The following is a 19,021-nucleotide window of genomic DNA, read 5'->3' on the forward strand; positions in this document are numbered from 1 at the left end:
GCCCGAACGAATTCCTGAGGAGTCACATGGCCGACGCGCCCGATGGCCAGATCATCGACATCGACGTCAGCTCGGAGATGGAAACGTCCTTCCTCGAGTACGCCTACTCGGTGATCTACTCCCGCGCTCTGCCCGACGCGCGCGACGGCCTCAAGCCCGTCCAGCGCCGCATCATCTACTCGATGGGCGACATGGGGCTGCGTCCCGACCGCGCACACGTGAAGTCCTCGCGTGTGGTCGGTGAGGTTATGGGTAAGTACCACCCGCACGGTGACAGCGCGATCTACGACGCGTTGGTGCGCATGGCCCAGTCGTTCTCGCTCCGACTTCCCTTGGTCGACGGTCACGGCAACTTTGGATCTCTCGACGACGGCCCGGCAGCATCGCGTTACACCGAGGCACGCCTGGCCCCCGCTGCCCTGTCGATGATCGCGGACCTCAACGAGAACGTCGTCGACACGGTCCCGAACTACGACAACAAGCTGACTCAGCCGGAGGTTCTCCCGGCGGCATTCCCCAACCTGCTTGTGAACGGCGCGTCCGGCATCGCGGTCGGTATGGCGACGAACATGGCGCCGCACAACCTCATCGAGGTCATCTCCGCGGCTCACCACCTACTCGACAACCCCAAGGCACAACTCGACGACCTCATGAAGTTCGTACCCGGGCCGGACCTGCCCGGCGGCGGCAAGATCGTGGGACTCGATGGCGTCCGCGAGGCGTACGAGACCGGCAAGGGCAAGTTCATGACCCGCGCCGTCACACGCATCGAGAAGGTCACCCCTCGCCGTCAAGGCATTGTCGTCACGCAGCTGCCCTACCTCGTGGGACCCGAGAAGGTCATCGAGAAGATCAAAGACGCTGTCTCGGCGAAGAAGCTCGAGGGCATCACGGCGGTCACGGACCTCACGGACCGTCACAACGGCCTCAAGCTGGTCATCGAAATCAAGAACGGATTCAACCCCGACGCCGTCCTTGAGCGCCTGTACAAGGTCACGCCGCTCGAGGAGAGCTTCTCGATCAACAACGTTGCCCTCGTGAACGGCCAGCCACGCACCCTAGGACTGCGTGAAATGCTCACGGTGTGGGTGGACCACCGGTTGGACGTCACGCGCCGCCGTAGCCAGTTCCGGCTCGACTCTCGCAAGGACCGCTTGCACCTGGTCGAGGGCCTGCTCGTCGCGATCCTGGACATCGACGACGTCATTCAGATCATTCGCGCCTCTGAGGACGCCTCGGAGGCCCGTGAGCGACTCATGACGGCGTTCGAGCTGTCGGAGATCCAGGCGGACTACATCCTCGAGCTCCGCCTGCGCCGGCTGACGAAGTTCTCGCGTATTGAGCTCGAGAACGAGAAGGCGCAGTTGCTCGCCGAGATCGCCGAGCTCGAAGAGATCCTCGGGTCTGACCGCGCGCTGCGTGCCGTGGTGGGCGCGGAAATGGACGCCATGGCCGCGCAACACGGAACGCCCCGCCGGACGATTCTGCTTGCCGACGCAGGTGCCGTGACGTCTGCGGCCACGATGCCGACAGGACGTGGCAAGGCCGCGCCTTCTCTCGAGATTGAAGACACCCCGTGCCACGTCATGCTGTCGTCGACAGGATTGGTCGCTCGCACCGCCGGTGACGAGGCACCCGCTCGGGAAGGACGTCGGAGCGCTCATGACGTTCTGACGGCCTGCGTCGCCACCTCGACACGCGCCGATGTCGGTGTCGTGACGTCGACGGGCCGCATCGTGCGGATGTCGATGCTCGACGTGCCCAGCCTGGCTCCTACAAGTGAGCCCCCCTCGCTGAGCGGAGGAAGCCCCCTGAGCGAACTCGTCACTCTCGACAAGGACGAGACTCCAGTGACTCTTGTGCCCTTGGACTCCGAGACACCTCTTGCGCTGGGAACAGCCCAGGGAATCGTCAAGCGCGTCAAGCCCGAACCCGCACCCAACAAGGACGCGTGGGAGGTCATCTCCCTCAAGGACGGCGACCACGTCGTGGGTGCGGCACTCGCAGCCGACGGCGCCGAACTCGCGTTCGTGTCCGATCAAGCCGCGCTCCTGCACTTCGAGGCCAGCCAGAACGCCGCGCGTCCGCAGGGCCGCACGGGTGGCGGTGTGGCCGGAATCAAGCTTCCTGCGGGGGTGCAGGCGGTCTTCTTCGGTGTCGTGACTGACGCGGAGAATGCGGTCGTTGTGACGATTGCAGGCTCGTCGACGGCGCTGCCGGGAACCATTCCCGGTGCCGCCAAGATCACGCCCTTTACGGAGTACCCCGCAAAGGGCCGCGCCACAGGAGGCGTGCGAGCGCACCGCTTCCTCAAGGGCGAAGACGTCCTGCTTCACGCGTGGATCGGACCCGCACCTGCCCGCGCTTCTTCCGGCGCGGGACAGTCCGTGGAGTTGCCTGAGGAGCACGGTCGCCGTGATGGCTCCGGAACGCCCCTCAGCGCGCCTGTGACTGGCATCGGCTAAGAGCGTTGTAGCCATGGCAGTCGAGATCGCCCGCGTTGGCGAGATTGAGACCGACGAGTACATCGACCTGCTCGTAAGGTCCACTCTCGCTGCCCGCCGGCCCGTCGACCACCCAGACGTGATTCGCGGAGCGCTCGAGAGTTCTGATCTGCTCATCACCGCACGCGACGGCGACCTGCTTGTGGGTGCCGCACGTGCCATCACCGACTTCCACCTTCACTGCTACCTGGCGGATCTCGCGGTCGATGCCGACGTCCAACGCGGTGGGATCGGACTTCTGCTCCAGCATGAGTTGCGCATGCACCTTGGCCCCATGTGCAAACTCAAGTTGTCCGCTGCCCCGGCAGCGTCCGACTACTACCCCCGCATCGGGTATTCCCGCAATGATCGCGCGTGGGAACTACCGCCGGGTGCCGCACTGGGCTGACCGGGTACCAGTACTCACCACGCACGGTTCGGTACTCGGGCAATACACGACACAAGCCCGGGCCCACGCCATACGACGCGAACCCGGGCTTGTCTACCGTGTAACGGCTGGAATCAACCGGTGTTTTGCAGTCCGGCGGAGACTCCCGACACGGTCAGGAGAAGTACCTTCCGGATACCGTCGGCGTCGTTGTCGTCGAGGTCTCCGGAGCGCAACGCGGCCAGCGCCCGCACCTGAATCATCGACAGAGCGTCGACGTAGGGCGCGCGCAACTGAACTGCGCGGCCCAGGACGCGGCGCTTGGACAACGGCCACTCGCTCTCGGTGACCTTAAGAACCCACTCGCGGGTCAGGCGCATCTCGTCGAGAACCAGTTGCGCGAGGTCATCGCGGTCGCCGAGCGCAAGGTAGCGCGAGGCCAGGTTCTCGTCGGTCTTTGCCAGCGACATCTCGATGTTGTCCAGCAGGGTCGCGAACAGCGGCCACTCGCGGTACGCGCGGCGGAGTTCATCGATATCGCCGAACGACGCCAACGCCGTACCCAAGCCATACCAACCTGCAAGGTTGATGCGGGCCTGGCTCCACGCAAACACCCACGGGATCGCGCGGAGGTCATCGAGGGAGTTGACCGACAGTCCGCGCTTGGCGGGCCTAGAACCGATCTGCAGCATGCCCAGCTCTTCGAGCGGGGTGACCTGCGCGAACCACTGAGGGAAGCCTTCTGCCTTCACCAGCGAGTGGAAGCGCTCACGAGACGTCTCGTCCAGCTGCGAGGCCATCGCGGCGAACTCCGCGGTCGCGGTGGTGTTGCGCTCCTCCACCGACGGCGAGGACTGCAGCAGCGTAGCGCCCGCGACTTCCTCGATGTGGCGCTGAGCAATCACCGGGTCGCCGTAGCGGGCAAGAATGACCTCACCCTGCTCGGTCAGCTTGAAACGGCCGTCCACCGAGCCGACGGGCTGTGCGAGCACAGCACGGTTGGCAGGGCCACCGCCGCGTCCCAGCGCGCCGCCACGGCCGTGGAACAAGGTCAGCGCGATGTCGTGACGCTTGGCCCACTGCGCGATCCGCTCCTGAGCTGCGTGCAAGGCGAGCGTCGCTGCGACCGGACCCACGTCCTTGGACGAGTCCGAGTAACCGAGCATGACCTCGACACGGCGCCCGTTCTCGGCGAGACGACGCTGCACCTGAGGCAACTCCAGCATCGTCTCGAGAATCGGAACCGAATTCTCCAGGTCGTCGAAAGTCTCGAACAGCGGGATCGCATCGATGACCGGCGCGTCCGAGTCGCCAAAGGCAGCCTCAGCCAGCTCGTAGACCGCCGAGAGGTGCTCGGGTGCCTGGGTGAACGACACGATGTAGCGACGAGCGGCACGGATGCCGTAGCGCTTCTGGACCGCGCCCACGGCACGGAACGTGTCGAGAACCTCAACGGTGCGCGGCTCAAGCTCTCCGTGGACTCCGTTCGCGCGGATGTCCTCCAGTGCTGCTGCGTGCACCTGCGAGTGCTGTCGCACCTCAAGTTCGGCCAGGTGGAACCCGAAGGTCTGCACCTGCCACAGCAACTGCTGCAGTTCGCCGTAGGCGGTGCGCGGCGCACCGGCCTCCGTCAAGGACTCTTGCAGGACCTGGAGGTCAGCTTCCAGCTCGCTCGGCTCGCCGTATTGCAGGTCTGCGTTGCGTGCCTGAGTCGCCGAGATACGCGCTGCAATGAACAGCAGTGCTGCCCGGTGTGGCTCGTGAGGTGACTCGTGGTCAGCGGCGGCGGAAACGTCCGCGTCGAGCTGACCCTGCGCCTGGCGGAGCTTGAGCAGCGCCTGCGAAGGTGGCGTGGAGCCCTCTTCGAGCGTGAGCGTGCGAGCGACAGAACGTGTCGCGGTCTCGAGGGCGGTGAGCGCGTGCTCCGCCGCGAGGGCGGCAGCGGCGCGTGTGACCTCCGCGGTCACGTTGGGGTTACCGTCGCGGTCACCACCGATCCACGATCCAAGCGATACGAAAGGCCGGGCCAACGGCTGGGTGCGGCCAGCATCGGCCCCCAGCAGGAAGTCGTCGAGGCGGCGATAGACCTGCGGGAAGGTGCTGAACATCGTCGACTCGAATACTGCGAGAGCCGACTTCACCTCGTCGATGACCGTGGGCTTCGAGGCTCGGATGAGCGCGGTGCGCCACAGCGCGTCAATCTCCGCGAGCAGGGCACGGTCGTTCTCTGCCTCGGACGTTCCACCGTGTGCCTGAGAGCGTGTGTCCAACAGCGTCGAGATGCGCTTGATTGCACCCGAGACCGCGCGCCGGCGGGCCTCCGTGGGGTGAGCCGTCAGGACGGGCCGGAACTCAAGCGCCTGCACCCGTCGAAGGGCCTCTTCGCGTCCTACCTCATCGGTGAGCTTCGCGAAGGCCTCTGAGAGCGAGTCATCGTCGGTGAGCGACCCCACTTCGCGTTGGCGCAGGACACGCACGCGGTGCGTTTCCTCGGCGAGGTTCGCGAGGTGGAAGTAGCACGTGAAGGCGCGGGCGACCTGTTCCGACCGCTCGAGGCTGAAACCTTCTACCAGGCCTTCTGCCTCGGCCATGGCCGCTTCTGCGTCTTGTCCTGTTGCATCGTGTGCCCGGATTGCGAGTTCGCGTAGCCGCTCGACGTCACGCAGGAGGTCGTTGCCTCCAGATTCCGCGATGACCTGCCCGAGGAGCCCGCCAAGGAGGCGAACGTCGTCACGGAGAGGATCGGGAACGTCGTGGCGCGCGAGGGAGCGCTCGGCCGGGGAGCTGAGGTTCTCGTCGATAGTCACGGACACGAGGGTAGCGCCAGATTGCCCAAATGCGAACCATGGTCGTTCAAAGGGAACACCAAGAGCCACCCGCCCTTCGCCCTCCCAAACGGCTCCATCTCGCTACGGTGAACCGATGAAATAGGCACATAGAGACCTGTGCGGAGAGGGCCGATGTTGACGTCTCCCCTGGTACTAGAGGGACACTAGTCGCCGGTCGCCCATTCGCGGTCGGTCACGAGCTTGGCTGACACCAGGCCCACCATGATGGACAAAACGATCAAGGTCACTTCAAGAATGCCCGCCATGGCGGCTGTGTAATCTCCGGTGTTCAGCGAGACAAGCGCCTCGTGTGCCGCCACGCCCGGAATCATCACCAAGACCGCGGGCACCGACAACGTGATGACCGGGAAGCGCCCACCGCGCGCTCCGACCGCCGCCATCACGCCCACAGCAAGGCAGGCAGCCGCTGTCGCCACCTGGGTTTCGATCCCGTGATCCATCAGGGCCAGCCGCCCCGTGTTCGCGATACCGCCGATGAGTGCGGCCGTCAGCGCCATGCGCCACGGGCTGTTGAACATGAGCGCGAATCCCATGACGCCCATCGCGGAGGGGACGCCCCACAGAGCCACGTCCGCGATCACTGGCAGGTCTTCTTCGATGCGGGGTCGCGTGTCCAGGGAGCTCGCCAGCGACACAATCCACACTGAGACGCCAGCTGCCATCGTGATCATGGTGCCGTACGCAATGCGTTGGATGCCCGACTGCAGGTCAAGCTTTGCCATATCGAGCGCGCCAGTAATGAGAGCGAACCCGGGCAGGAGAAAGAGCACCGACGATATGTAACCCGCCGCGTGCGTGCCGATGTCGTAGCCCGTCAAGGAAATCAGGAATATCCCACTGACGTAGACCAGGGTCGCGACGGCTGCGGCCACCATCGTAGTGCCGAATCCATTGAAGTGCCGGTGTGCGAGAGTTCGTCGCATCCACTGGCCACACGCAGCGGCGATGAAGACGGCAACGACTTCGAGAGGCAACGCGCCATTGAGGATCGCGAACGCGGCGCACGCGACGCCCGCCACAGCGGAGTTCATCCAACCGGGGTGGATCGCGCCGCGGCCCTCGATCTCATCGAGGGCCCGGTGCACCTCGGCAGGCGTAGTCCGCTCTGGGAGCGTCCTGCGCAAGCGATCCAACTGCCACAGCCTGTCGGTGTTCACGGCGAACGAGCGGTTCTCGACAACCTCAGTGCGAAAGATGCGACCGCGGTGCGACGTGGCCGCAATGTCAGTCATCGCGACGTGATTACTGTGGCGGTCGACACCAAGGGCCGCGGCGACCGCCCGCATTGCCTGCTTCACACGGTAACTGGCGGTGCCAGCGGCCAGCATTAACTGGCCGGTCCGCAGGGTTGCCCGCGACTGCTCGATCAAAGAGACGGGCTCGAGCGACTCCTCGACCTCGTTGATTGATCTGACGTGCGGCTCGTCGCTGTCGGGTTGCTCAACACTCACGGTGACATTGTGGCAGGGTCCAGGTCCGCGCTCGCATCAAGAAGTCCTAGGCGCGCATCGGCGACGGCTTCCCACTCACGAGCGCGCCGTCGCGCCTCGATCACGCCAAGGCCTCCTGCGACAGCCAGGCCGATAGCCCCCATGGCCCACCCAGGGCGGCGCGCGAGCGCTGCGATACACGCTCCCCCGACGCTCATGACGATCATCCCGCTCATCGCAAAATATGAGCGGGCGTAGGCCTTCATCTCAGCCAGGGCGGCGGTGTCGTGGCACGCCATGATGGCGTCGACATCGGCCCGCGTGATCTGGCGTGGACCCCGTGGCGACACCCCCATCGTGGGTATGCCTGTGTTCCGGTCAAGGTAAGTAGGGCGGTTCATCGTCCTACAGTCACACAGCGCGCATCAGAATGCGAGCATTGGCACTCGCTTGTCCTGTTGCTGCCTATGCGTCGATCTGAGCCATGTCGAGCTTGCGTGCGCCTTCCACGATGAAGTCGCGCCGGGGCGCGACCTCGTTGCCCATGAGGAGCTCAAACACACGCTCAGCCGCCTCCGCATGCTCCGCGGTAATGCGGCGCAGTGTTCGATGCGCCGGGTCCATCGTGGTCTCCGCGAGCTGGTCGGCATCCATCTCACCGAGGCCCTTGTACCGCTGGATGTCCTCGTTGTACTTGCGTCCCGACCGGCGGAGGTCGCGCAACGTGTCCGATAGTTCCTTCTCGGAGTACGTGTAGATGTACTCCTTCTCGCGGCGTGGCGAACCCTTGACCTCGACGCGGTGCAGCGGCGGAACTGCGGCATAGATGCGCCCTGCGTCGATCATGGGGCGCATGTACCGGAAGAAGAGCGTAAGCAACAGCGTGCGAATGTGCGCTCCATCGACGTCCGCGTCAGTCATCAAGATGATCTTGCCGTAGCGACCCTGCTCAAGATCGAACGTGCGCCCTGATCCGGCTCCGATGACCTGGATGATGGAGGCGCACTCCGCGTTGTGGAGCATGTCCGTGACGGACGCCTTCTGCACGTTGAGGATCTTGCCTCGAATCGGCAAGAGCGCCTGGAAGTCACTCTGGCGAGCGAGCTTCGCAGTACCGAGCGCGCTGTCTCCCTCGACGATGAACAGTTCCGACGTATCCACGTCGTTGCTACGGCAATCAGCAAGCTTCGCGGGCAACGAAGAAGTCTCGAGCGCATTCTTGCGGCGCGAGATTTCCTTCTGCTTACGCGCGGCCACACGCGCACGCATTTCCGCGACGATCTTCTCCAGCACGGTGTTGGCCTGCACCTTGTCGTCGCGCTTGGTCGAGGTAAGGATTGCCAGCAGTTCCTTCTCGACGACCTTGGCGACGATGCCGCGGACCGGTGTCGTTCCCAGGACTTCCTTGGTCTGCCCCTCGAACTGGGGCTCCGCGATGCGCACGGTGACGACGGCCGTCAATCCCGCCATGATGTCGTCTTTCTCGATCCGCTCGGCGCCGTCCTTGCCGGTCAGCTTCAAGCGACGCGCATTGGTCTCGATGACCTTGCGAACAACCTTGGTCAGGCCCGCTTCGAAACCGGCCTGGTGCGTGCCGCCCTTGGGGGTCGAGATGATGTTGACGAAGGAGCGCACTTCCGACTCGTAGCCCACGCCCCACCGCAGCGCGACGTCGACCTGGCACTCCCGGTGAACCTCTTCAGAGACCAAGGTTCCGTCTGCCTTGAGGACCGGCACTGTCTCCGAGTATTGTCCGGTGCCCTTGAGCTCCCACGTGTCCGTGACGCCGGCATCCGATGCGATGAACTCGACGAAGTCTCGCGGTCCACCGTCGTAACGGAACGACTCCTCCGATGGCTCGAGCGGATTGCGCTCGTCACGCACGGTGATAGTGAGTCCCGGGACAAGGAACGCCGTCTGGCGCGCACGAGTGAGGAGGTCCTCGAAGGTGAAGCGCGCGTTCTTGTTGAAGATCTGTCGGTCTGCCCAGTAGCGCACACGAGTTCCCGTGCGTGCCTTGGCAACCTTGCCGACCACCTTGAGCTCAGAACCCGTGTGGAAAGGCGAGAACTCTGAGTTCGGTGAGGCGCCCGTCTCCGGGTCCGCCCACTGCCCTGGCTCTCCACGGCGGAAGGCCATGTGGTGAGTCTTACCGCCACGGTCGACCCACACGTCGAGGCGCTCGCTGAGCGCGTTGACCACCGAGGCACCCACACCGTGCAGTCCACCCGAGGCCGCGTAAGAGCTACCGCCGAACTTTCCGCCAGCATGCAGCTTGGTCATGACTACTTCGACTCCGGTGAGTCCTGTCTTGGGTTCGACGTCGACCGGAATGCCGCGTCCGTAGTCGCGCACCTCCACGGAGTCGTCCGGGTGGAGGATGATCTCAATCGAGTCGCCGAAGCCGCCCAGTGCCTCGTCGACCGAGTTATCGATCACTTCCCACAGGCAGTGCATCAAGCCCCGGGAGTCGGTGGTCCCGATATACATACCGGGACGCTTACGCACCGCCTCAAGGCCTTCGAGGACGGACAGGTGTCGTGCGGAATAGTCGGAAGCAGCCACGGCGACAAGGATAGGTCCCCCCTCCGACATGCCATGACAGGCGCACCGGGTGGGTCGGTGCCGACTGAAGCGGAATATGCGTTCGTACCCGCCGCGTTGACCTCAACAACCGTCAGCGCTCGTCCGAGAGGAGATTCACGTGCAGGCTCAGACTCAAGACCGCATTCGACAGGTCGCCGTGGCGCTAGGCGCCGCGGTAGCGATCCTGGGAGCTGCGTGGGGCGCGGGCGCGTTTGGCGGCACGCCTATCGAAGAAGCGGCAGACGGCGCACTCGCCGCGGACGCCACACTCCTCGCGCCAGCTGGCACCGCCTTCGCTATCTGGTCCGTGATCTATGCGGGGTTGGCCTTATTTGCGATTGTTCAGGCCCTCCCGAGCCGCGCATCGTCAACGCGCTATCGCGCCATCTCTTGGTGGGTGTTGGTGTCGATGGCACTTAATGCGGCGTGGATCGGGGTGATCCAGGCGGACCTGTTGTCGCTGTCACCGATCGTGATCATCGCGCTGGTCGCCGTTCTCGCCAGGATTGCTGTCCTGTTGGTGGCGCACGCGCCCGACAAATGGCTCGACGTCGTCAGCACTGATGTGACTGTCGGGCTCTATCTGGGCTGGTCGACTGTGGCGACCGCTGCGAACATCGCTGCGCTCGCCGTGGGCAGTTCGGACGCTTCAAGCGACGCTGGAATGCCGTGGACTGCCATTGCGAGTGCTGCACTCGCGGTGATTGCGATCGCTGCATCACGCCGCCTGCGCTCACGCCCTGGCCTCGCCGTTGGCTTAGGGCTGGCAATGGCGTGGGGACTGGCGTGGATCGCGGTGGGTCGCACGATCGATCCGGAGAGCCTTCCGATGGTGTGGTCGGCCGGTCTGTCCGCCACGGTGGCCTTTGCGGTCCCGTTCGCGGCGATCGATTTCGATCCCGCGCGGCGCATCCCTGCAGGGTCTGACTAGAGCCCTTCGCCGTCCGGCACTGGGTGATCTGGGCGGCCTCGCACCGTAAGCATCGCGATGTTGTCGCGCTTGACGTAGAACCCCAGGTCTTCATAGAGGTCCCGAGCCATGGGCGTGGCGTGAAGTTCGACGACCTCGATGCCGCGCTTGTCAGTCTCATCAAGCAGGGCTTCCATCACCGCGCGTCCGTATCCCTTGCGCTGATGCTGCGGCGCAGTCGACACCCACTGGATGTAGCCCATGTGGTGAGCCATCGCGCCTGGCTTTGGCAGTCGCGGCGCCACGTTGATCAACGCGCAGGCTGCCAATCCGCCTTCAGGCGCGTCAATCACCATGCCGATCAGGTCGCGACCCAGGCGGTCACGGACAAGTTGGGTGGCGTCGACAGCCCACGTTGGGGTGGGTTTAGCACCCACTGCCTTATACATGAGCGCACCCAAGTGAACGATCTCGGCGGCATCGGCCGATGTTGCAAGGCGCACAGTGCCCATATCAGCGCCAGGCGACCGCAACCGCGATGTTGACGACCGTCAAAGCCCCCACCACCCACCACAGGGTGCGCACAGCATCGGCCGGGCTGTCAGACGTGAGTGCCTTAGTCTTCTTGGCTCCCACCTCTGCCGCGCCAGCCACGGCGACCGCCACGAGCAGCTTGACCGCGATCTTCGCGTGATCGACCTCAAAGTCGTTCATCTCGGCCACACCGACGAGCAAAAGTCCTGTCAGGAGTTGGGCACGAGCACCCCAGACCATGGTCTGCGTCACCCGCTTAACGTCCGAGCGCCACTGGTCGAGGAATGGCCCCAAAATTGCAGCCAATCCAATGAAGTGAGCGATGAGCAGTGCGTAGCGCACAATGTCCATGGAAACGAGTCCCTCTCTGACGACGTCGCCTGCGATGATATCGCGCCCCGCCACTTCCCCGGCTTTGGAAACGCCTTGGCAGCCCGACGCGGGCGTCACTGGCCACACACCAGCCGTAACACCAGGCACCACGGACACACGCACATTACGCTGACAACACCATGATCGGCATTGAACAGTGGATCCCGACCGCAGTCGACTACCTGTGGACCTGGATTAGCGCGCCAGTCATCCTCATCCTTGGGCTCTACTTCACCTTCCGCACCGGTGTCGTGCAGATCCGGCTCTTGCCGCGCATGTTCAAGACTCTGGCCGATGCCACTCCCCTCGATGCGGACGGCAAGCCTCAGTCGTTGTCGGCGTTCCAGGCATTCACGCTGTCCGCCGCCTCGCGCGTGGGAATCGGCAACATCGCAGGCGTCGGCACAGCGATCGCCGTGGGTGGCCCCGGGGCGGTGTTTTGGATGTGGGTCATGGCACTGATCAACGGTGCGACGAGCTTTGTTGAGGCGACGCTCGCCCAGCTGTTCAAGCGACGAGATCCAGCGGGCTTCCGCGGCGGTCCGGCGTACTACATGGAGCGCGGGGTGGGGTCTCGCGCACTCGGTGTTGTCTACGCCGTGGTGCTCATTATCGCGATCCCCTTCATCGTGAACTCACTGCAGGCCTTCACGATCACCGAGACTGTGGCATCGTCCACGGGCACGTCGCTCGACGGCCCCATGCCCGTCGTATTGGGATTCATCATCGCGACAGCGACTGCGCTCGTCGTCTTCGGCGGCGTTCGCCGTATCTCGAAGATCACATCGTCACTAGTTCCCGCAATGGCGCTGCTGTACCTCGTGCTCGGAATCTTGGTCGTGGGATCTCATGCGGACCAGATTCTCCCGGTCCTTGGATTGATCGTGGAGGACGCCTTCACGGGTGAGTCTGTCGCCGGAGGCGCGATCGGGTCCGTCATCGTTGTCGGCATCCAACGCGGCATGTTCTCCAACGAGGCGGGACTGGGAACAGCGCCCAATGCCGCGGCATCGGCCGCCACGACCCACCCCGTCAAGCAGGGCTTGGTTCAGACGCTGGGCGTGTACTTCGACACCTGGATCGTGTGTTCCATTACAGCATTCATCATCTTGGTGTCACAGCCCGATCTCACGAATGTGCCACAAGGCATCACCCTCACCGAGCAGGCGGTGGTCGGCACGCTAGGTGCGTGGGCGGGGCACGTTCTGTCGATCATCGTCTTCCTGCTCGCCTTTTCGACCATTCTCGGTAGCTATTACTACGGAGAATCCAATATTGCGTACATCACGACTCGGAAGCCGGTGATGACGCTATACCGGTCGGGTGTGGTGCTGTGCGTCTTTGTGGGCAGCATTGCCTCCGCCGGTGTGGTGTGGACGCTGTCCGATGGTGCGTTGGGGATCCTTGCGCTCATCAACATCCCCGTGCTGGCGCTGCTGACACCGCTGGTCGTGACCATGCTGCGTGACTACCAGCGTCAGGTGCGAGCCGGCCGCGACCCAGTATTCACGCGCGAAACGTTGCCCGACGTTCCCGGCATCACCGAGTGGCGGGACGAGCAGTCGGTCACCGGGCGCGATCCGCAATAGCCGCGCCCGCTTCTTGGGCGCGTGATGAGGGCCGATGCCGGGGGTTCCGTCCGGTGCCAAAAGTCCACACACGTATTGGCTCACAACGACGAAAGGCCGGGACGTGAGTGCGTGGTGCACTCACGTCCCGGCCTTTACGGCAGTTCGGATTTAGTCGAGGTAGTCGCGCAGCACCTGCGAGCGTGACGGGTGGCGCAGCTTGGACATCGTCTTTGACTCAATCTGGCGGATCCGCTCACGAGTCACGCCGAACACACGGCCAATCTCGTCGAGAGTCTTGGGCTGGCCGTCGGTCAGGCCGAAGCGCATGCCGACAACTCCGGCCTCGCGCTCAGACAGCGTGTCCATGACCTTGGTGAGTTCCTCTTGCAGCAGCGTGAAGCCCACGGCGTCTGCCGGAACCACAGCCTCGGAGTCTTCGATCAGGTCACCGAACTCGCTGTCACCGTCTTCACCCAGCGGGGTGTGAAGCGAGATGGGCTCGCGTCCGTACTTCTGGACCTCGACAACCTTTTCAGGGGTCATGTCGAGTTCCTCGGCCAACTCCTCAGGCGTGGGCTCGCGTCCCAGGTCCTGGAGCATCTGGCGCTGCACGCGTGCCAGCTTGTTGATGACCTCGACCATGTGCACGGGGATACGAATGGTGCGAGCCTGGTCGGCCATGGCGCGCGTGATCGCCTGGCGGATCCACCAGGTGGCGTAGGTCGAGAACTTGTAACCCTTGGTGTAGTCGAACTTCTCGACGGCACGAATCAGACCAAGGTTGCCCTCCTGAATCAGGTCCAGGAAGAGCATTCCGCGACCGGTGTATCGCTTTGCGAGCGAGACCACGAGACGCAGGTTGGCTTCGAGCAGGTGATTCTTTGCGTGGCGACCGTCGTTGGCGATCCACTCGAGTTCGCGGCGCATCTTTGGGGCGATCTTCTCGCCGGAGGACAACTTCTCCTCCGCGAACAGTCCGGCCTCAATGCGCTTGGCGAGGTCGACTTCCTGTTCCGCGTTGAGCAGCGCGACCTTACCGATCTGCTTCAGGTAGTCCTTAACGGGGTCGGCAGTTGCACCGGCCGTCGTGACTTGCTGGACGGGTGCATCGTCGTCGGCATTGCCCAGGACGAACCCGCCGCGCTCTTCGAGCCGCGATGAGGGCTTCTTGGGCTCTTCCGCTGGCTCTTCGAGTTCGCGCTCTTCCGGCACGTCAGAGGCCTTGATGGTCTCCTTCTTGGGAGCGGCCTTACCCTTGGCAGCAGGCTTCTTCGCGGCAGGCTTGCGGGCCGGCGCCTTCTTTGCTGCGGGCTTCTTGGCGGCGGGCTTGCGCGCCGGTGCCTTGGTGCTGGCGTCCTGCTCGACGCTGTCGTCAGTGGACTTCTCAGCGGCCGAGGAGGAGCTCGCCTTCGCGGGTGTCTTCTTGCGGGCGGTGGACGAGGCTGCGGTAGACGTGGCCTTCTCCTTCTCGTTGGAGCGAACCCACCTGTGCACGCTGGCGGTTGCCTGCGCGGTGTGGGCCCTAACGGACTAGTGCGCCGGCTTCTCTGATCAAGCTGTCACCCGATGGCTCCCCGCGAAAAACTTAAGGCGTAGGGGACATCGACCGACTTCTCCATATCAGCAGGCAAGCCGAATGGCCTGTCTGGAGAGCGCCGCACGCAATTACATTTAAGTATAACGGGGCTGTCAATGAATTCGTTCCCGTTAGGGCACGATTCGGTCACTTCGCCATCCGGGTTGCAGTCCCGCATCGCACATGTCGCGCAGGAGCATGGCAAGAGTGTACGTCCCGTCGCTGACAAGTGCCTCGCTCGCCCATCGACGACATTCGACGGCGTCCCCTGCCCACCAATACAGGATCGCAGTCAATGCCTGCGGGACCGCATGGTCGTGTCCGCGCACCATGCGCGCCAACTGGGCGCACCACTCCAGCGCCTCGACGATCGCGTCCGGATCAGGCACTGGCCCCTCCCCTGGCCGCAACGCGGCGTCCATCACCTTGTGAACACCCTCGGTCACGCGCCCGTCCAACACATCAGCAATCACGACAGGCGGCGCGCCGAGCCAATGGACGATCACGGCGTCTCGGACTCTCACGTCCCTGAGCCCTGCGATCACCTTGCCCCACGTTGCATCTCCTGCTGGCGCTGCACCACTGGCGAGGACATGTGTCCAGCTGTCGCGACACCACTGATCGCGCCCGTTGTCGCGGCGCCTTTCCCACCGCTGCGCAGCCCGCTGCGCGTTGCGGCGCCGCTGCGACGGCGCGCGGCCTGTCAGAGCCGCAATGTCACGGGAAGCGGGCTCGCGGTGGATGTGGAGAGGCGGCGCAGCGACCCGCGTCACGGCACCCGGAAGCGCGTCAGGAATCCACGGGAGTTCTCGGCCACCACGCGGACAACATTCTCGGTCCGCGCAACCAGGCGACCAGTACCCCACACCATTCGTGGCCCACCCGTCCGCGACGTCGCACAGCGGGTCAATGATCTCGCGCATACGTTCCATGGCCGGGCACGTCAGCGACACGTCCTCGGTTGTCCACGATACGAGGATCACGCGTTCGATAGGAGCTGCGTCGAGGCCGGCAATCAGCGCATCGCGGAGGTCTTCCACGCCAACCTGCCCCGCAGCACAGGCCCTATCCAGGCGCAAGGCCGCTTCGAGTCCGCCGTCGCTACCAAGTCCAATGACCAAAACAGACTCGAGCGGGTCGTAACCCAACAACGTAGGAATAGCGGCGATCAGTTCGCCAGGACCATGAAGTGTGCGTGTCGTCATGCCCTCTACGGTTGTCCCGTACCCCGCACTGAGTTCGTGCGTCGGGCGCATCTGTGGAGATCCGTCGAACGCAAGGCGACTGGGGACAGGACCCGTAGGCTTGCCTCGTGAGTGATCAGTTGAATGCTTGGCGAGACCTGACCAACACCGCAATCTCGGAAGCGCTCGGCGCTACCGAAGCTGCGGTCGCACCAGTCGGGCCGCCCGCCCGCGAACTCCTCGATCCGTTCGCGTCCGCAGCCGCCGGTGGAAAGCGACTCCGTGCGCTCCTCACTTTCGCCTCGCATCGCGCACAGGATGGCGATGACGAGGCCCAGGTCGCCCAGATCGCCGCGGCCATCGAGCTCTTCCAAACCGCCGCTTTGCTTCACGACGACGTTCTGGACGGGTCCGACACACGACGCGGACAACCGGCCGCCCACCGCCGCATCGAGTCACTCCACCGCGAGGCTGGCTGGGAAGGCGACAGCGAGCACTACGGAGTTGCGGGCGCGGTCTTGGCCGGAGATATCGCTCTCATGGCGTGCAACCGCGCGATGAGTAGGGTCACCGGGTCCCACTCGGCAGGCCCCGTGCTCGCAAACCTCTTCGCGACGATGGCCGAACTCGTCACGGCCGGGCAATACGCCGATATGCGCGCCGCCGTGCAACCACTGGACAGCCTGGGCGATCAACGCGAACAGATTCTCACCGTCATGCGCACCAAGACCGCCTCATATTCCGCGCAGTACCCCCTGATGCTCGGTGCAGCTGCGGCAGGGGCGCCGAGCAGCCGCCTCGAGTCGCTCAGCCAGGGCGGCATTGACCTAGGCCTGGCATTCCAGTTGCGTGATGACGTCCTGGGCCTCACTGGGACGCCTGAAGTGACAGGCAAACCCGCGGGCGACGACATTCGCGAGGGAAAGCGGACACTGTTGCTGTGGCACGCGTGGACTCACGGGAGTGGCGCGGATCGCGAGGCTCTGCGATCCGTGCTGGGCGACCGCAATGCCTCGGATCAGCACGTCGCGGACGCCGTGGAGGTCATCGTGGGCACTGGCGCGATCGACAGCGCGGAGGAGCAGATTCGCGCATTGTCGCAACGCGCTGACCGAGAGTTGACTCGGGGCGACCTGAAATCTGACGGGGTCACTGCGCTACGCGCGCTGGCATCCGCGGTCGTCGACCGTAACGCCTAACACCCGCCGATGCTGGCGTAGGTGGGTTATCCCAGTGCTTGCGCCGCGCGCCTGACGGGCTTGCGCTTGCCCTCGCGCAACGCGGACATCGGCGTCGCGCCCAGCTCTTCCGCCTCCGTGAAGAGCCACTCAAGGATCTCGTCGTCGGTAAGTCCGGCGTCTGTGAGCTGGGTGATCGTGCCGGGCAGCGTCGCAAGCTCCCGGATCTGCCCGTCGTCTTCGATCAGGAAATCCTCGGGGATGTACCAAGCCTGATTCTCCCCACGACGCGTCGCAACAAGTATGCGAGTACGCAGCATGTCGCGGACGTGGGTTGCGGGGACGCCCATCGCCTCGGCGAAGTCGGGCACGGACAGCCAATTGATGTTGTCGCTCACCCCACCACATTACAAAGCAATGAATACCCTTGCGCACCACGGTGACAGTCACTACAGTCACTTGTGTCACATCTGTAACATTGAGCACATCAGCCTCAGCAAGGAGAACACCGTGAGTCGCACTGCCATCACCCGTCGCGCGCTTCGCGGCGCCGCCGCAACCGCCACCGCCGCCATCGCCTTCACCGGCCTCAGCGCCCTGCCCGCCGTGGCGGACGAGCAGCACCGTGTCAGTTCCGGTGACACCGTAAGCGGCCTTGCGGTCCGCTACGGCGCTTCCGTCTCGAGCATCATCGATGCGAACGGGCTCAACTCACGCGCTCTGATTGTGATCGGGCAAACGCTCACCATTCCTTCCGGTGGCACCTCCACGGCAGCCGCGACCACCACCGCCAGTGCGGGGACCCACAAGGTTGCCTCCGGCGACACCGTTTGGGGGTTGGCTCGCAAGTACGGCACCACGGTGTCAGCACTCATCTCCGCCAACTCGCTGAACTCCTCCGCGACGATTCGGATCGGTCAGACCCTCACCATCCCTGGCGCTGGTAGCGGATCGACATCGAGTTCCGCCAAGACCAGCACGACCACGGCCACCTCCACGTCGACCTCCGGGACGCTGACCCACAAGGTCGCCTCGGGCGACACCGTCTGGGGCTTGGCGCGCAAGTACGGCACATCAGTCTCGGCGATCAAGGATGCGAACGGCCTGAACGCGTCGGCCACGATCCGGATCGGCCAGAGCCTTTCCATCCCAGGCGGCGCGGAAGTCGGTTCCTCGACTGCCACGACCGTGTCCAACACGGTCTCGTCCGACACCTCCCCCACGCTCGCTACCGGCGACAACCTCTCTAATTTCTCTGGCGAAACCGTGACCTACACCGTTGTCGCCGGCGATACGCTCGGCGCCATCGCTGCCCGTCACGGTGTGTCCGTGTCACAGATCGTGTCGAACAACGGGATCAAAAACGCCGCCCTGATTAAGGTCGGCCAGAAGCTCACGATCTCGGGCGGGACAGCCTCTGGGCTCGTCGGCGACAGCTTTGCAGGACGCACCTACGATGCGCCCACTGTCGGCGCCGCCAACCAGAACAAGGCGACTCTGAACGCCATGGATGTTCCATCGCGGGACGAAATGCAGGCAATGGTCGTGGCCGCCGCAAACAAGTACGGAGTAGACCCGTCGCTCGCGCAGGCCATCTCGTATCAGGAGTCCGGCTTCAACATGCGCGCCGTCTCTCCCGCGAACGCGATTGGCGCTATGCAGGTGATTCCGACCTCCGGCGAGTGGGCATCGAACATGGTCGGCCGTGACCTCAACCTGCTGATCCCAACCGACAACGTCGAAGCGGGAGTCGCGATCATCAACCACCTGACGCGAAACGGACAGGACCTGGAGATTGCCATCGCCGGCTACTACCAGGGCGAGGCTGGGGTCCGGAAGTACGGCATGTACCCCGACACCAAGCGCTACGTCGCTTCCGTCTTGTCGCTCATGGAGCGCTTCTAAACGGCATTCGCGGCGCACCGCGTGAGCACCCGTGCACCGCAGTCGCGCCCCATAC

At 64.3% G+C, this 19,021-nt stretch carries 15 protein-coding genes; 6 read left to right on the forward strand and 9 right to left on the reverse strand.

All coding sequences use genetic code 11. The annotated features are described in order from the left end of the window. The first annotated feature begins 26 nt into the window (after positions 1-26). Together AOP74_RS09970 and AOP74_RS09975 are read left to right on the forward strand one after the other, a co-directional pair. Positions 27-2,465, forward strand: coding sequence for a DNA gyrase/topoisomerase IV subunit A (locus AOP74_RS09970; RefSeq protein ID WP_061962229.1), 2,439 nt, complete (start codon positions 27-29; stop codon positions 2,463-2,465). A gap of 13 nt (positions 2,466-2,478) precedes the next feature. Continuing rightward, positions 2,479-2,892 carry a GNAT family N-acetyltransferase gene (locus tag AOP74_RS09975; protein WP_061962230.1) on the forward strand — a complete coding sequence of 138 codons (414 nt, stop codon included), beginning with the start codon at positions 2,479-2,481 and terminating at the stop codon, positions 2,890-2,892. A 113-nt stretch (positions 2,893-3,005) separates the two neighbouring features. On the opposite strand, the gene AOP74_RS09980 is transcribed toward AOP74_RS09975, so the two are convergent. The 4 genes from AOP74_RS09980 to AOP74_RS09995 all read right to left on the reverse strand — a co-directional run bounded on the left by AOP74_RS09980 (position 3,006) and on the right by AOP74_RS09995 (position 9,745). After that, the gene (locus tag AOP74_RS09980) at positions 3,006-5,678 is read right to left on the reverse strand and encodes a phosphoenolpyruvate carboxylase (protein ID WP_236683801.1); all 2,673 of its coding nucleotides are present in this window, start codon (positions 5,676-5,678) and stop codon (positions 3,006-3,008) included. A gap of 185 nt (positions 5,679-5,863) precedes the next feature. Beyond that, on the reverse strand, positions 5,864-7,171 hold the full coding sequence (locus tag AOP74_RS09985) for a threonine/serine exporter family protein (protein ID WP_061962231.1): 1,308 nt from the start codon (positions 7,169-7,171) through the stop codon (positions 5,864-5,866). Continuing rightward, on the reverse strand, positions 7,168-7,506 hold the full coding sequence (locus AOP74_RS09990; protein ID WP_061962232.1) for a hypothetical protein: 339 nt from the start codon (positions 7,504-7,506) through the stop codon (positions 7,168-7,170). Before AOP74_RS09990 ends, AOP74_RS09985 begins: the two co-directional genes overlap by 4 nt. A gap of 109 nt (positions 7,507-7,615) precedes the next feature. Further along, entirely contained in the window at positions 7,616-9,745 is a 2,130-nt protein-coding gene (locus AOP74_RS09995; RefSeq protein WP_061962233.1) for a DNA gyrase/topoisomerase IV subunit B, read from the reverse strand. 109 nt (positions 9,746-9,854) lie between these two features. On the opposite strand from AOP74_RS09995, the gene AOP74_RS10000 reads away from it, so the two are divergent. Next, positions 9,855-10,667: a TspO-related membrane protein gene (locus AOP74_RS10000; protein WP_174435646.1), complete on the forward strand. Its 813-nt coding sequence runs from the start codon at positions 9,855-9,857 to the stop codon at positions 10,665-10,667. Here AOP74_RS10000 and AOP74_RS10005 read toward each other — a convergent pair. Beyond that, a complete protein-coding gene (locus AOP74_RS10005; protein ID WP_061962234.1) occupies positions 10,664-11,158 on the reverse strand; it encodes a GNAT family N-acetyltransferase in 495 nt (164 codons plus the stop codon). The genes AOP74_RS10000 and AOP74_RS10005 overlap by 4 nt on opposite strands. Before the next feature lies 1 nt (position 11,159). Next, complete coding sequence (locus AOP74_RS10010; RefSeq protein ID WP_152649267.1) at positions 11,160-11,531, reverse strand: hypothetical protein; 372 nt, start codon at positions 11,529-11,531, stop codon at positions 11,160-11,162. Positions 11,532-11,692: 161 nt separating this feature from the next. Between AOP74_RS10010 and AOP74_RS10015 the strand changes: the two genes are divergently transcribed. Beyond that, a complete protein-coding gene (locus tag AOP74_RS10015) occupies positions 11,693-13,141 on the forward strand; it encodes an alanine/glycine:cation symporter family protein (protein ID WP_061962236.1) in 1,449 nt (482 codons plus the stop codon). Between the two features lie 150 nt (positions 13,142-13,291). Here AOP74_RS10015 and AOP74_RS10020 read toward each other — a convergent pair whose 3' ends face one another. After that, positions 13,292-14,617: an RNA polymerase sigma factor gene (locus AOP74_RS10020; RefSeq protein ID WP_061962237.1), complete on the reverse strand. Its 1,326-nt coding sequence runs from the start codon at positions 14,615-14,617 to the stop codon at positions 13,292-13,294. 213 nt (positions 14,618-14,830) lie between these two features. Further along, complete coding sequence (locus AOP74_RS10025) at positions 14,831-15,904, reverse strand: DUF4192 domain-containing protein (RefSeq protein WP_061962238.1); 1,074 nt, start codon at positions 15,902-15,904, stop codon at positions 14,831-14,833. A 107-nt stretch (positions 15,905-16,011) separates the two neighbouring features. On the opposite strand from AOP74_RS10025, the gene AOP74_RS10030 reads away from it, so the two are divergent. Then, the gene (locus AOP74_RS10030) at positions 16,012-17,082 is read left to right on the forward strand and encodes a polyprenyl synthetase family protein (protein WP_061962239.1); all 1,071 of its coding nucleotides are present in this window, start codon (positions 16,012-16,014) and stop codon (positions 17,080-17,082) included. A 26-nt stretch (positions 17,083-17,108) separates the two neighbouring features. Here AOP74_RS10030 and AOP74_RS10035 read toward each other — a convergent pair whose 3' ends face one another. Then, positions 17,109-17,459 (reverse strand): Rv2175c family DNA-binding protein, encoded by a 351-nt coding sequence (locus AOP74_RS10035; RefSeq protein ID WP_061962240.1) that lies wholly within the window; start codon positions 17,457-17,459, stop codon positions 17,109-17,111. Between the two features lie 112 nt (positions 17,460-17,571). On the opposite strand from AOP74_RS10035, the gene AOP74_RS10040 reads away from it, so the two are divergent. Then, complete coding sequence (locus tag AOP74_RS10040; protein ID WP_236683802.1) at positions 17,572-18,966, forward strand: LysM peptidoglycan-binding domain-containing protein; 1,395 nt, start codon at positions 17,572-17,574, stop codon at positions 18,964-18,966. Positions 18,967-19,021 lie beyond the last annotated feature (55 nt).

This window comes from Demequina flava, assembly GCF_000975035.1.
In the GTDB taxonomy this organism is placed as follows: Bacteria; Actinomycetota; Actinomycetes; order Actinomycetales; family Demequinaceae; genus Demequina; species Demequina flava.